General features: G+C 72.9%; 12 protein-coding genes and 1 riboswitch. Of the genes, 7 read left to right on the plus strand and 5 right to left on the minus strand.

All coding sequences use genetic code 11. From position 1 onward, the window contains the following. Positions 1 to 65 precede the first annotated feature (65 nt). The 4 genes from FVS66_RS06665 to FVS66_RS06680 form a co-directional block, all read right to left on the minus strand. Positions 66 to 1,631, minus strand: coding sequence for a cobyric acid synthase (locus FVS66_RS06665; RefSeq protein ID WP_149180061.1), 1,566 nt, complete (start codon positions 1,629 to 1,631; stop codon positions 66 to 68). Beyond that, the gene (locus FVS66_RS06670; protein WP_149180062.1) at positions 1,610 to 2,560 is read right to left on the minus strand and encodes a cobalamin biosynthesis protein; all 951 of its coding nucleotides are present in this window, start codon (positions 2,558 to 2,560) and stop codon (positions 1,610 to 1,612) included. The genes FVS66_RS06665 and FVS66_RS06670 overlap by 22 nt, the downstream gene beginning before the upstream one ends. Positions 2,561 to 2,701: 141 nt before the next feature. Then, positions 2,702 to 2,786, minus strand: a riboswitch (cobalamin riboswitch). A gap of 159 nt (positions 2,787 to 2,945) precedes the next feature. Then, the gene (locus tag FVS66_RS06675; RefSeq protein ID WP_149180063.1) at positions 2,946 to 3,167 is read right to left on the minus strand and encodes a hypothetical protein; all 222 of its coding nucleotides are present in this window, start codon (positions 3,165 to 3,167) and stop codon (positions 2,946 to 2,948) included. Between the two features lie 18 nt (positions 3,168 to 3,185). Beyond that, on the minus strand, positions 3,186 to 4,466 hold the full coding sequence (locus tag FVS66_RS06680) for an inorganic phosphate transporter (protein ID WP_149180064.1): 1,281 nt from the start codon (positions 4,464 to 4,466) through the stop codon (positions 3,186 to 3,188). 216 nt (positions 4,467 to 4,682) lie between these two features. On the opposite strand from FVS66_RS06680, the gene FVS66_RS06685 reads away from it, so the two are divergent. The 3 genes from FVS66_RS06685 to FVS66_RS06695 all read left to right on the plus strand — a co-directional run bounded on the left by FVS66_RS06685 (position 4,683) and on the right by FVS66_RS06695 (position 8,142). Then, the gene (locus tag FVS66_RS06685) at positions 4,683 to 5,351 is read left to right on the plus strand and encodes a class II aldolase/adducin family protein (protein WP_149180065.1); all 669 of its coding nucleotides are present in this window, start codon (positions 4,683 to 4,685) and stop codon (positions 5,349 to 5,351) included. Between the two features lie 167 nt (positions 5,352 to 5,518). Further along, positions 5,519 to 6,646 carry a serine aminopeptidase domain-containing protein gene (locus FVS66_RS06690; protein ID WP_149180066.1) on the plus strand — a complete coding sequence of 376 codons (1,128 nt, stop codon included), beginning with the start codon at positions 5,519 to 5,521 and terminating at the stop codon, positions 6,644 to 6,646. Positions 6,647 to 6,702: 56 nt separating this feature from the next. Next, positions 6,703 to 8,142: a hypothetical protein gene (locus FVS66_RS06695; protein ID WP_399225004.1), complete on the plus strand. Its 1,440-nt coding sequence runs from the start codon at positions 6,703 to 6,705 to the stop codon at positions 8,140 to 8,142. A 33-nt stretch (positions 8,143 to 8,175) separates the two neighbouring features. Here FVS66_RS06695 and FVS66_RS06700 read toward each other — a convergent pair whose 3' ends face one another. Beyond that, positions 8,176 to 8,586, minus strand: a complete 411-nt coding sequence (locus FVS66_RS06700) for a VOC family protein (RefSeq protein WP_399225026.1) — start codon at positions 8,584 to 8,586, stop codon at positions 8,176 to 8,178. A 243-nt stretch (positions 8,587 to 8,829) separates the two neighbouring features. Between FVS66_RS06700 and FVS66_RS06705 the strand changes: the two genes are divergently transcribed. The 4 genes from FVS66_RS06705 to FVS66_RS06720 all read left to right on the plus strand — a co-directional run bounded on the left by FVS66_RS06705 (position 8,830) and on the right by FVS66_RS06720 (position 12,539). Further along, positions 8,830 to 10,428 carry an ABC-F family ATP-binding cassette domain-containing protein gene (locus tag FVS66_RS06705; protein WP_149180068.1) on the plus strand — a complete coding sequence of 533 codons (1,599 nt, stop codon included), beginning with the start codon at positions 8,830 to 8,832 and terminating at the stop codon, positions 10,426 to 10,428. Between the two features lie 300 nt (positions 10,429 to 10,728). Continuing rightward, on the plus strand, positions 10,729 to 10,950 hold the full coding sequence (locus FVS66_RS06710; protein WP_262386840.1) for a helix-turn-helix domain-containing protein: 222 nt from the start codon (positions 10,729 to 10,731) through the stop codon (positions 10,948 to 10,950). Positions 10,951 to 11,142: 192 nt separating this feature from the next. Beyond that, positions 11,143 to 11,943: an enoyl-CoA hydratase/isomerase family protein gene (locus FVS66_RS06715; protein ID WP_149180070.1), complete on the plus strand. Its 801-nt coding sequence runs from the start codon at positions 11,143 to 11,145 to the stop codon at positions 11,941 to 11,943. Positions 11,944 to 12,110: 167 nt separating this feature from the next. Further along, positions 12,111 to 12,539: an Asp23/Gls24 family envelope stress response protein gene (locus tag FVS66_RS06720; protein WP_262386841.1), complete on the plus strand. Its 429-nt coding sequence runs from the start codon at positions 12,111 to 12,113 to the stop codon at positions 12,537 to 12,539. The last annotated feature ends 9 nt before the right edge of the window (positions 12,540 to 12,548 follow it).

Consider the following 12,548-nt stretch of genomic DNA (forward strand, 5'->3'; position numbering starts at 1 on the left):
AGCCGTGTCGGGCCACCGTGGTGCGATGTTCCCCGCGCATGCGGGGGTGGCCGCGCCGGGGGCGTTCATGGCGCCCCCGGCGCGATGAACGGCAACCCGCCCGGCGGGCCGGACTCGATGAGCTTGAGCAGCGCGTCCGTGTCCGCGTGCTGCTCGATCAGGTCGCCCAGCCGGTCCAGCTGCTCCTCCCGGAGTGCACCGAAGGACGTGTCGGGCGCCGGGACGAAGCGGCGCCCGGCCGCCTCCGCCACCTGCCGCAGGAACGCCCGCCGGAAGCCGTCGCTCTCCAGCGACCCGTGCCAGTGGGTGCCCCACACGGCCCCGACCCGGCAGCCGTCCAGGAACGGCTCCCCGCCCCGTACATCCGCGACGCCGTGGTGGATCTCGTAGCCCTCGACCCGCTCGCCCAGGGCCTCACCGACCGGCCTCGCCAGAGTCTTCTCGGGCGCGAACCTCACCCGCACGGGCAGGAGCCCCAGGCCGGCCACCTCACCCGCCCGGGACTCGACGTCGTCCTCGATGCGCTCGCCCAGTGCCTGGAAGCCGCCGCAGACGCCCAGCACCGGGCGGCCTTCGGCGGCGCGCCGCGCAAGCGCGTCGGCCAGGCCCCGCTCCCGCAGCCACGCCAGCGCCCGCACCGTGCCGCGCGTGCCGGGTACGACGACCAGGTCGGCGTCGGCCAGTTCCTCCGGTCGGTCCACGAACCGCACGACGACCCCGGGCTCGGCCGCCAGCGCGTCCACGTCCGTGAAGTTCGACATCAGCGGTACGGAGCACACCGCGACCCGCAGCACGTCCTCACCGACCGGCGGCGCGACCACCGACTCGCGGACGGTGCCCCGGAGCGAGACCCTCCCCCGAGCGCTCGACGTCGCTCGGGCAGGGGGGACCCCCATCCCGTCCTCCTCGTCGATGCCGAGCCCGTGCGTGTACGGCAGGACGCCGAACGTCCGCCGTCCGGTCAGGTCGTACAGCATGTCCAGGCCGGGTTCGAGGAGCGTCACATCACCCCGGAACTTGTTCACCAGGTAGCCCGCCACCAGCGCCTGGTCCTCCGGCGCGAGCAGCGCCGTCGTGCCGAAGAACTGTGCGAAGACCCCGCCCCGGTCGATGTCGCCGACCACGACGACGGGAAAGCGGGCGGCCCGCGCGATGCCCATGTTGACGATGTCGTTGCGCCGCAGGTTGATCTCGGCGGGGCTGCCGGCGCCCTCGCAGATCACCGCGTCGTACGTGGCCCGCAGCTCCTCCAGGCACTCCACGACCGTGCCGAGCAGCGCCTGCTGCCGGCCGCCGTGGTAGCCGCGGGCGCTCAGCTCACCGACCGGCCTGCCCATGAGGACGACCTGGCTGGAGCGGTCGCTGCCGGGCTTCAGCAGCACGGGGTTCATGAGCGCGGTCGGCTCGACCCGGGCGGCCTGCGCCTGCATGGCCTGGGCCCGGCCGATCTCCGCGCCTTCGCGCGTCACATACGAATTGAGGGACATGTTCTGTCCCTTGAACGGCGCGACCTTCACGCCCTGCCGGACCAGCCAGCGGCAGATCCCGGCCGTCACGACACTCTTGCCCGCGTCGGAGGTGGTCCCCGCGACGAGCAGCCCCCCACCACTCACGAACGCCTCCGCTTCCATGCGCCGTACGCCAGCCGCCCGCCCACGCAGACGGCCAGCGCCAGCCCGCTCACCCGGCGCGACAGCCGCACCGCCCGTTCGATGTCCGCCACCTCGACGGCCCGCCCCTCTCCGTTCAGGACCGGCCGGTGCTCGACCCGCCCCCCGTACGAGAGGCTGCCCCCCAGCCGGACACCCAAGGCACCGGCGAACGACGCCTCGACCGGGCCCGCGTTCGGACTGGGGTGTTCTCCGGCGTCCGCGCGCCACGCACGTACCGCACCGCGCCGGTCGCCGCCCGCCGCCACGGTGAGCGCGGCCGTGAGCCGGGCGCCCGGCCAGCCGGCCACGTCGTCGAGCCGCGCCGACGCCCAGCCGAACCGGCGGTGCCGCGGCGACTTGTGGCCGACCATCGCGTCCAGGGTGTTCACGGCCCGGAACGCCACCAGCCCCGGTACACCCCCGAGCGCGCCCCACACGAGGGCGCCGACGACGGCGTCGGACGTGTTCTCGGCGACGGACTCCACGACGGCCCGCGCGATGCCCGGGCCGTCCAGGGCCTGGGGGTCGCGCCCGCACAGGTGCGGGAGCCGCTGCCGGGCGGTCTCCACGTCCCCGGCGGCCAGCGCGCCGCCGATGGCACGGGCCTCGCGCCCCAGCGTCGTACCGCCGACGACGGCCCACACCGAGGCCGCGGTCAGTGTGACGGACACGGCGCCGCGTCCCCGTACGGCCCGTGTGGCGAGTGCGGCCCCGGTGGCGGCGCCTCCGGCGCACACGGCGGTATGGAGGGCGCCCCAGCCCCGGTGGTCGCGCCACAGCACCCGCTCGACGGCGCTCGCGGCGCGCCCGAAAACGGCGACCGGATGGCCCCGGCGGGGGTCGCCGAGCAGCAGGTCGCCGAGGACCCCGGCGGTGGCGCCGTACGCGAATACGCGATCGGTTCGCATCGACTCAGCAGACCGATACGCCTGGTCGACCGCTCTTGTACTGAGGGGAACGCAAGGTTCTTGGCGTGCTGGAGACGCTGCCGGGCATGCGCGATGTCCTCACTCAGGGTCCGCGCCCTGGCTCGACTCGACCGGCGGTGAGAGTTCCTGGCTCCCGGACCCGCGTGTCGTACGCGGGGCCGGTGACAGTGGCGGGACCGCGCCGGATTCGCACCGGCTTCCTCTTCTGCCGCCGTATATGGCCCGGGCAGTCCACCACGGCCCGCGAACGCCCGTCAACTCACCCTTGACCTGCGGTGGAACAGTGTGCCGAGCCCCACAACGACGACCGGGCCGGCCGTACCGAGGAGGTACGGCCGGCCCGGCGACGAGCCTATGTGCGTGGTCAGGCCACGATCAGATGGATCCCGTACGCGATGGCCGCCGCGCAGAAGGCGAAGCAGGCGTACGCGCCGGTGCGCGCCAGGGCGGCGGAACCGCCCTGCTGCGTGGCCTGCTCCTGCTTGGAGAGGCCGACCATGCCGAGGGTGAACAGTCCGACGAGAGCGACGGTGGCGACGAGACCCACGCCGAAGACGGAGACGAGAGCTACCCAGTCGATTTTCATACCGATGCCGTTCTTTCCTTACACCGTGGCCGAGGGCGCCGCGCCGGTCGCGGTGGCCGGGGCCGGGATGGTGGACTTGAGGGCGTCGTCGTCCTCCGGGGCGGCGGCCACGGTGCCGGCGGGCGGCGGGGTGACGGCCGCGATGGCGGTGGTGACGACCCCGGCGGGCTCGGACTCGCCCGTGGTCGCGTTCTCGTCCTCGACGTCGTTGACGTTGTTGTGGTCGACGACCTGGCGGCGGGAGATGAACCAGATCGCGGTCGACGAGGCGACGAGGAACGTCGCGACGGCGGCGATGCCCCAGTCGCCCTGGCGCGCCACGTACTCGGCGAGTGCGGCCACCAGGCCGGCGGCCGGCAGGGTCAGGCCCCAGGCGACGAACATCCGGGTGGCCGTGGACCAGCGGACCACGCCGCCCTTGCGGCCGAGGCCCGCGCCCATCACGGCGCCGGAGCAGACGTGCGTGGTGGAGAGCGAGAAGCCCAGGTGGGAGGAGGCCAGGATCACGGTCGCCGCGCCGGTCTGGGCGGCGAAGCCCTGCTGCGGCTGGAGGTCGGTGAGGCCCTTGCCCATGGTGCGGATGATGCGCCAGCCGCCCAGGTACGTGCCGAGCGCGATGGCCAGACCAGCGGAGACGATGACCCAGACCGGCGGGTTCGAGCCGGGGGCGATGGCGCCGCCGGCGACCAGGGCGAGGGTGATGATGCCCATGGTCTTCTGCGCGTCGTTGGTGCCGTGGGCGAGGGAGACGAGGCCCGCGGAGGCGATCTGGCCGGCCCTGTAACCCTTGCGGCCGGTCTTCTCGTCGATGTTCGCGCCGATCCGGTACGTCGACCGGGCCGCGACCATGGAGGCGACACCGGCGACCACCGGGGCCGCGACGGCCGGGATCAGGACCTTGGTGAGGACCACGCCGCCGTTGACGCCGCTGAAGCCGATGGACGCGACGGTCGCACCGATCAGACCGCCCATGAGGGCGTGGGACGAGCTGGACGGGAGTCCGACGAGCCAGGTCACAAGGTTCCAGAGGATGGCGCCGACGAGTGCGGCGAGGATGACCTCCGGCTGGATCCCTGTCTCGTCGACGAGCCCTTTGGAGATCGTCTTGGCGACCTCCACGGAGAGGAACGCGCCCACCAGGTTGAGGACGGCCGACATGGCCACCGCCGCCTTGGGCCTCATCGCGCCGGTCGAGATGGTCGTGGCCATCGCGTTGGCGGTGTCGTGGAAACCGTTTGTGAAATCGAACACGAGAGCTGTCACGACCACAATGGCGAGCAGCAGCGTGATGTGTTCCATTTACCCAGGCAATCGTTCGACGTCAGTAGCTCGCTGAACGTAGGCAACCTGGGTGAACGGAAGATGAACTGAACCCGGCGACATGGTGTCTCAACCTGTGGACCGGGGTTCCGGTTACGCCTGCGCCATGGATTTACCGGCTTTTCGGCCCCACAGGCGGTGAGACCGAGACACTCGTCACTTTCCGCCCGGTTCGCTCGCTGCGAGGATCACCGCATGACGAAGGACGACGACGCGATCGACGAAGCGATCGAACGGGCGTGGGGCGCACTGGTCGCCACCGCGCGCAGAACGGTGACCGACGGGCTGGTCGTGGGCACGTCCGGGAACGTCTCCGTACGGGTCGGGGACACCGTCCTCGCCACCCCGAGCGGCGTGCCGTACGACCGGCTGACCGCGGCGGACGTGGTGGCGGTCGACCTCGCCGGCCACCAGGTGCGCGGCGCACTGCCCCCCACCAGCGAGCTGCCCATGCATCTGGCGGTCTACCGCGCCACCGACGCCGGCGCCGTCGTGCACACCCACGCCGTCCACGCCACGGCCGTGTCGACCCTCGTCGACGAACTGCCGCCCGTCCACTACATGACCGCCGCCCTGGGCGGCCCCGTCCGCGTGGCCCCCTACGCCCTGTACGGCACCCGGCAGCTCGCCGACCATGTGCTCCACGCCCTGACCGACCGCACCGCCTGCCTCCTCCGCAACCACGGCACGGTCACCTACGGCGCGACCCTGGAGCAGGCGTACGACCGCACGGCACAACTGGAATGGATGTGCGGGCTGTGGCTGACAGCCAGCACCCTCCCGGGCCGGACGCCCACCCTGCTGAGCCCGGAGGAGCTGGAGGCGGCCGCGGGGAAGCTCCGCGGCTACGGCCGGCCGGGCTGACCGGCGGCCGGGCTGACCGGCGGCCGGGGTCGGCAGGCGGCCGGGGTCGGCAGGCGGCCGGGCCGACAGGCGGAGCCGCCGGTCCGTGCACGGGCACGGCGGGTGTTCCGTCACTCGTGGTGGGCCCTCCGCTGGCAGGGGCGGGCCCGGTTGCCGAGACTTGAACGATGCGTTCGGGTACTGGGGCGGCCGTAGCCGCGAGCAGCGTGATCGGTGTCGGGGCCGCGGCCGTCGTGGCCGGGCGGTACGCCAGCGGTGTGGCGCTCCGGCCGCGCCCGGGCCGCCCGCTGCCGGGGGAGCCGCGGCTCACCGTGCACGCCACCGGGCCCGGCCGGGTCACGCTCACGCGTGACCTGGCGTCCCTGCGGCCGGGGGTGTACGGCCTGGAGGGCCCCGGCGTCCACGCGATCGTGGGCCGCGTCCTCGACGAGGTGCCGCACGAGCCGGACGCCGTCGTACGCCGCCTGGAGCGGGTCCACCACGGCACCCTCGACGCCGGCATGCGCGTCCGCCTCACCCCGCAGCTCCACAGCGGCACCCCCTCCTCCGCGCTGGGCGTCGCCCACCAGGACGTGGAGATCCCGGGCGAGCTCGGCACCCTGCCCGCCTGGTACGTCCCGGGCGGGCGCACCACCTGGGTGATCACCGTGCACGGCCTCGGCACGACCCGCGAGCACCCACTGAACGTGCTGGGCTTCCTCGCCACCCGGCAGCTCCCGGTCCTCGACATCGCCTACCGCGGCGACCCCGGCGCCCCCCGGCCCGCCGACGGCCTCGGCCATCTCGGCGACTCCGAGTGGCGCGACCTCGACGCGGCGATCCACCACGCCGTACGCCGCGGCGCCCGGCGCGTGGTCCTGTACGGCTGGTCCACCGGTGCCGCCATGGCCCTGCACGCCGCCGCCCGCAGCGGTCTGCGCGACCGGATCGCCGGTCTCGTCCTCGACTCGCCGGTCCTGGAGTGGGAGGCCACCCTCCGGGCCCTCGCCACCGCCCGCCGCGTCCCCCTCCCCCTGCTGCCGCTCGCCGTCCGGGCCGCGCAGGGCAGGACCGGGCTGCACGGCAGTGCCCTCCGCGAGGCCGCGGACCCCGACGCCCTGCGCGTCCCCGCACTGGTCTTCCACGGCCCCGACGACCACCTCGCCGACTGGACGGCGTCCCGCGCACTCGCCGAGCGCCGCCCCGGCCTCGTCACCCTCCGCACCGTCCGGCGCGCCCCGCACGCCGCCATGTGGAACGCGGACCCGGACCGCTACGAGGAGAGCCTGCGCCGCTTCCTCACCCCGCTCGTCTGAGCCCGACCATCGCATTCCGTTTGGGCTTTCGGGCCGTCAGCGGGAAGACTGCCCCCGTGACGTCTCGAAAGCCCGATGAGCAACTGGCGCGCAACTCCAGACTCCGACTCGTCCGTCCCCGGTCGCTGGCGACGACCGCCCGACGGGCGGTGGCCAACCGGCGGACGCGGCCGGCGCCGCGGCCGCCGGAGGGCACGCCACCCCGGGCGGAGCTGGCACGTCAGGCCCGGCATGTCCTGGCGGACGCCGTACGAGTCGCCCGCTGGGCCGCCGTCGACCGCGGCCCCGTCACCGCGCCGGCGCCCGCCTCCGCGCAGCAACGGGCGGCCGCCGCACTGGGCCTGACACCGGACCAGGTGCGCACCGCCTGGGACCGGGCGCGGCTCGCGGGGCTTGTCGAACTCCACGGCGACACCGTCCGTCCCGGCTGGCGGCTGCGCGCCTGGGACCGCGACGACTCCGCGGCGCTCCGCGGCTGGGTCGCCCTTCTCGACGCCTGGTCGCTCGCCCACCCGGCCCCACAGGACGCCGAACCGGCCGCGGTCGCCGAGGTCGTGGAAGCCGTCCCGCAGGTGCTCTCCCTGCTCCAGCTGTCCGCCGGGCCGGTCCTCGTACCGGCCCTGCTGGATCTGCTCCAGCAGCGGGTCGCCGAGCTCCGGGAGCAGCGCTGCGAGGTCCCGTTCGCCACCGAGGCACAGCCACACGCCCAGCCTCACGTCCCGGCACCGAACCCCCAGGCCGCGGCGCAGGCGCGGGAGCCGCAGCGCGGCGACGCAGATCTGCCCCACCTCCTGGACTGGGCGCTCGAGGGTCTGGCCACTGTCGGCGCCCTGACCCTCGGGGACGGCCAGGCGACGCTCACCCCGCTCGGCAACTGGGCGGTGTGGGTGAAGCTGGAGCAGATCTGCGTCGCCGCGCAGAGCCCCGCCGGACACATCGAGCAGTCCGCCGAGGACATGCTGCGCGGATGCGTGCGGCTGACCCCCGGCCCGGCCCGCGCCGAGTACCGGGCCTGGCTCGCCGCCCGGCCCGTCGGCAGCGCCGTCACCGAACTGCTCACCGTCGCCCGCGGCGACGACGCCCTGCTGCGCGGCCTGGCCTTCGAGGCCCTCCGCGTCGTGGGCGCCGCCGCCGAGGCCGAGGTGCGCGCCGCCGCCGACGAGCCGTCCCTGCGCCCGTACGCAGTCCTCTGGCTCGCCGAGCACGAGGGCGCCGACCCCGACGAGGCGCCCGACGTGCTGACCCGCGAGGAGACCACCTGGCTCTGGGTGGACACCGCCGCGGCGGTCGTCGACCACGGCGAGAGCGACCTGCTCGTACGCCACCTGGAGTCCGCGGTGCAGGGCACCGTGCCTGCCCTGCTCGACGAGGTCCGGGAGGTCGGCCACCCCCGCACCGTGCAGGTCCTGGTCGCCCTGGCGGCCGCCCATCCGGACCCGGCCCTGGCGAAAGCGGTGCGCCGCGCGGCCTTCCAGGTCCACACCGGCGGAGCCTGACCGGCGGAGCCCGAGCGGCCCCGCCCGGCGCGGCTACCCCGGTGCGCCGGGGGCGTACGTCCCGAAGCTCCAGACGTTGCCCTCGGCGTCCCGCGCCATGTAGTCCCGCGAGCCGTAGTCCTGGTCCGTCGGCGGCATCAGCACCTCCACGCCGTGCTCCACCGCCCTGGCGTGGTGCGCGTCCACGTCCTCCACCACGATGTACACCCCCACCGGACCGGCACCCGCCATCGCCTTGGCGAACACGCCCTCTCCGCCCTTGGTGCCCAGCATCACCACGCCGTTGCCGTACGACAGCTCCGCGTGCACGACATAGCCGTCCTCGTTCTCGTACAGGCTCTGCTGCCGGAATCCGAACGCCTCCGTCAGCGTTCTGACGGCGGCCTTCGCGTCCTCGTACAGGATCGTCGGGCAGATGCTCGGTCCAGCGGCCATGCCGATCACCTCGTTCACGGGTCATGTCTCCCACGTGCGGTGTGACGTGGGTCTCACACGTTCCTCAGTCTGGCACCGGCCACTGACAACGCCCGCCCCTCGTGCGCGTCCGGCGGATGTCCGCGCACCGGAAAAGCTGTTGCACGCGCCCGTTAGACTGACCCGTATGGCCATTCTCCCCGTGCATTAGACGGTGTCGAAGTCACCGCAGCCGCTGTTCTTCCGCCGTCCACCCCGCCCTGGAGTCTGTCCGTGATCACCGCCACCGGCATCGAGCTGCGCGCCGGCGCCCGCGTCCTCATCGAGTCCGCTTCCTTCCGAATCGCCAAGGGCGACCGCATCGGCCTCGTCGGCCGCAACGGCGCCGGCAAGACCACCCTCACCAAGTGCCTCGCGGGTGAAGGCATCCCCGCCGCCGGCAGCATCACCCGTTCCGGCCAGGTCGGCTACCTCCCGCAGGACCCGCGCACCGGCGACCTCGACGTTCTCGCCCGCGACCGCATCCTCTCCGCCCGCGGCCTCGACGTACTGATCCGCAAGATGCGGCAGAACGAGGAGCGCATCGCCACCGGCAAGGGATCCACCCGCGAGAAGGCCCTCAAGCAGTACGAGCGCCAGGAGACCGAGTTCCTCACCAAGGGCGGGTACTCCGCCGAGGCCGAGGCGTCCACGATCGCCGCCGCGCTCGGCCTGCCCGACCGGGTGCTCGGCCAGCCGCTGCACACGCTCTCCGGCGGCCAGCGCCGCCGGATCGAGCTGGCCCGGATCCTCTTCTCGGACGCCGACACGCTCCTTCTCGACGAGCCGACCAACCACCTCGACGCCGACTCCATCACCTGGCTGCGCGACTACCTCAAGACCTACCGGGGCGGCTTCGTGGTCATCTCCCACGACGTCGACCTCGTGGAGACCGTCGTCAACAAGGTCTTCTACCTGGACGCCAACCGGTCCATGATCGACGTCTACAACATGGGCTGGAAGCTCTACCAGCGCCAGCGCGAGGACGACGAGAAGCGCCGCCGCCGCGAGCGGCAGAACGCCGAGAAGAAGGCCGCCGCGCTCAACGCCCAGGCCGACAAGATGCGTGCCAAGGCCACCAAGACGGTCGCCGCGCAGAACATGGCCCGCCGTGCCGAGAAGCTCCTCTCCGGTCTCGACGAGGTGCGGCAGTCCGACAAGGTCGCCAAGCTCCGCTTCCCCGAGCCCGCCCCGTGCGGCAAGACACCGCTCACTGCGGACGGCCTGTCCAAGTCGTACGGGTCGCTGGAGATCTTCACCGACGTCAACCTGGCCATCGACAAGGGCTCCAGGGTCGTCATCCTGGGTCTCAACGGCGCCGGCAAGACGACGCTGCTGCGGCTGCTGGCCGGGGTGGAGAAGCCCGACACCGGCCAGGTCGTCCCCGGCCACGGCCTCAAGCTCGGCTACTACGCGCAGGAGCACGAGACCCTCGACCCGGACCGCACGGTCCTGGAGAACATGCGGTCCGCGGCGCCCGACCTGGACCTCGTCGAGGTCCGCAAGGTGCTCGGCTCGTTCCTTTTCTCGGGTGACGACGTCGACAAGCCGGCCGGGGTCCTCTCCGGCGGCGAGAAGACCCGGCTCGCGCTGGCCACGCTGGTCGTCTCCTCGGCGAACGTACTGCTTCTGGACGAGCCGACGAACAACCTCGACCCGGCCAGCCGCGAGGAGATCCTCGGCGCGCTGCGCACCTACAAGGGCGCGGTCGTGCTGGTCACGCACGACGAGGGCGCCGTCGACGCCCTCCAGCCGGAGCGGATCATCCTCCTCCCGGACGGTGTCGAGGACCTGTGGGGAGCGGACTACGCGGACCTGGTCGCCCTCGCCTGATCATCTCCGTATGGATCATTCGGCTTAGTCGTGATCCTTCATCTGAGTGAGCGGATCTCATATCGCGGCGTGGCGTCCAGCAGATTTTCCTCCGACGGCGCCACACCGTGTGCTTCTTTCCGGCGCCCCGCTGACCTGGCACTTCGCCGCCGGGCGCGCGCCGTGTCCGGGATTTCGGCCCGGCCGGCGGCGGCCGTGCGGCGAAACCGGGACCCATAGACCTTGTCGAATGGCTGGCCATGTGGCCCCGGAGGGGTGATCATGAGAAGTCCAGAGCGCACTTCCCATGAGGAGGCACGGGTGGCCGAGACTCTGAAGAAGGGCAGCCGGGTGACCGGCGCCGCGCGCGAAAAGCTCGCGGCAGACCTGAAGAAGAAGTACGACGCCGGCGTGAGCATCCGGGCCCTGGCCGAGGAGACCGGCCGGTCCTACGGATTCGTCCACCGGATGCTCACCGAATCCGGAGTCGTGCTGCGTGGACGCGGTGGAGCGACGCGAGGCAAGAAGGCCCCCACGGCCTGATCTCCGAGCGCGCTTCGTAAGGCGTCAAGGCGTCCCACTGGTTCCGGCGGGACCACCCGGTCGGTCCGACGGTTCGACATCGACCCGTCGTGCTCGATCCGATCCCGACGGTCGATCCGATCCGACGGTCGACCGGGTGGTTACCGTGCAGTAATTTGTCGTTGACAGCTGCACCGGACCCGGAGGCGCGCCATGACCTCGTTCGACCCTGCCCTCGTAGTGCTCGACAAGGACGGTGTACGACTCGCCGTCGAGGACGCCGTCGCCACGGTGACCCTCACCAACCCGGCGAAGCGCAACGCCCAGTCGCCCGCCCTGTGGCGGGCCCTGGCCGAGGCCGGGCGAGCGCTGCCCGGCAGCGTGCGGGTCGTGGTGCTGCGCGGTGAGGGCAGGTCCTTCTCCGCGGGCCTCGACCGGCAGGCGTTCACGCCCGAGGGCTTCGACGGCGAGCCGTCGTTCCTCGACCTGGCGCGCGGCTCCGACGCGGAGCTGGACGCTGTCATCGCCGAGTACCAGGAGGCTTTCACCTGGTGGCGCCGGAACGACATCGTGTCGATCGCGGCCGTCCAGGGCCATGCGATCGGCGCCGGATTTCAGCTCGCCCTCGCCTGCGACCTGCGGGTCGTCGCGCAGGACGTGCAGTTCGCCATGCGCGAGACCAGCCTCGGGCTCGTCCCCGACCTGACCGGTACACACCCGCTCGTCGGGGCCGTCGGTTACGCCCGTGCGCTGGAGATCTGCGCCACGGGCCGGTTCGTCCACGCCGACGAGGCAGAGCGCACCGGCCTGGCCAACCTCGTCGTGCCCGCCGACGACCTCGACGGCGCCGTCCGTGACCTGGCCGCCGCCCTGCTGGCCGCCCCGCGCGACGCGGTCGTGGAGACCAAGGCCCTGCTGCGCGGCGCGGCCGGGCGTACCTACGAGGACCAGCGCGTCGCCGAACGCGCCGCCCAGGCGCGCCGACTCCGGGACCTCGCGGGCCTCGCCGACTGATCACCGGCGGCCCGGGGGCCCGCGGCGCGGCCCGGCCCCCGGGGCGCCGGGCCGCGCCGCGGCCTTCAGGTGCCTGGCACTCGGCGGTCCTCCCCTGCGCGGGACTCGCGTGGCGCACTTAGTGTGGTCAACGGAGTGCACATCCGTACGGAAGGGATGGCGTCGCCGTGACCGAACCCGTAGAACCGGCGCCCGCCGACGGCGGTGACCCGGCGTCCCGGGGCCGTACGACCATCTCCGACGGGGTCGTGGAGAAGATCGCCGGACTCGCCGCCCGCGAGGTCGTCGGTGTCCACGCCCTCGGCAGCGGAGCCTCCCGCACCTTCGGGGCCGTACGCGACCGGGTGCCCGGCGGCCGGTCCGCCTTCAGCCGCGGGGTGAAGGCCGAGGTCGGCGAGGTGCAGACGGCCATCGACCTGGAGATCGTCGTCGACTACGGCTTCTCCATCGCCGAGGTGGCGCGCGCCGTCCGCGAGAACGTCATCTCCGCCGTGGAACGCATGACGAGCCTGGAGGTCGTCGAGGTCAACATCGCCGTCATGGACGTGAAGCTGCCCGAGGACGAAGAGGAAGAACTGGAGCCACGGCTTCAGTAGCCCGCGGAA

Source organism: Streptomyces sp. TRM49041 (assembly GCF_008271805.1).
Lineage (GTDB): Bacteria > Actinomycetota > Actinomycetes > Streptomycetales > Streptomycetaceae > Streptomyces.

What these genes read in the sequence shown, in the direction of transcription:
- FVS66_RS06680 (WP_149180064.1), bottom strand. Translation starts at nt 4,466, where the DNA reads ATGGAACACATCACGCTGCTGCTCGCCATTGTGGTCGTGACAGCTCTC.
- FVS66_RS06715 (WP_149180070.1), top strand. Translation starts at nt 11,143, where the DNA reads ATGACCTCGTTCGACCCTGCCCTCGTAGTGCTCGACAAGGACGGTGTA.
- FVS66_RS06675 (WP_149180063.1), bottom strand. Translation starts at nt 3,167, where the DNA reads ATGAAAATCGACTGGGTAGCTCTCGTCTCCGTCTTCGGCGTGGGTCTC.
- FVS66_RS06670 (WP_149180062.1), bottom strand. Translation starts at nt 2,560, where the DNA reads ATGCGAACCGATCGCGTATTCGCGTACGGCGCCACCGCCGGGGTCCTC.
- FVS66_RS06665 (WP_149180061.1), bottom strand. Translation starts at nt 1,631, where the DNA reads ATGGAAGCGGAGGCGTTCGTGAGTGGTGGGGGGCTGCTCGTCGCGGGG.
- FVS66_RS06690 (WP_149180066.1), top strand. Translation starts at nt 5,519, where the DNA reads ATGCGTTCGGGTACTGGGGCGGCCGTAGCCGCGAGCAGCGTGATCGGT.
- FVS66_RS06685 (WP_149180065.1), top strand. Translation starts at nt 4,683, where the DNA reads ATGACGAAGGACGACGACGCGATCGACGAAGCGATCGAACGGGCGTGG.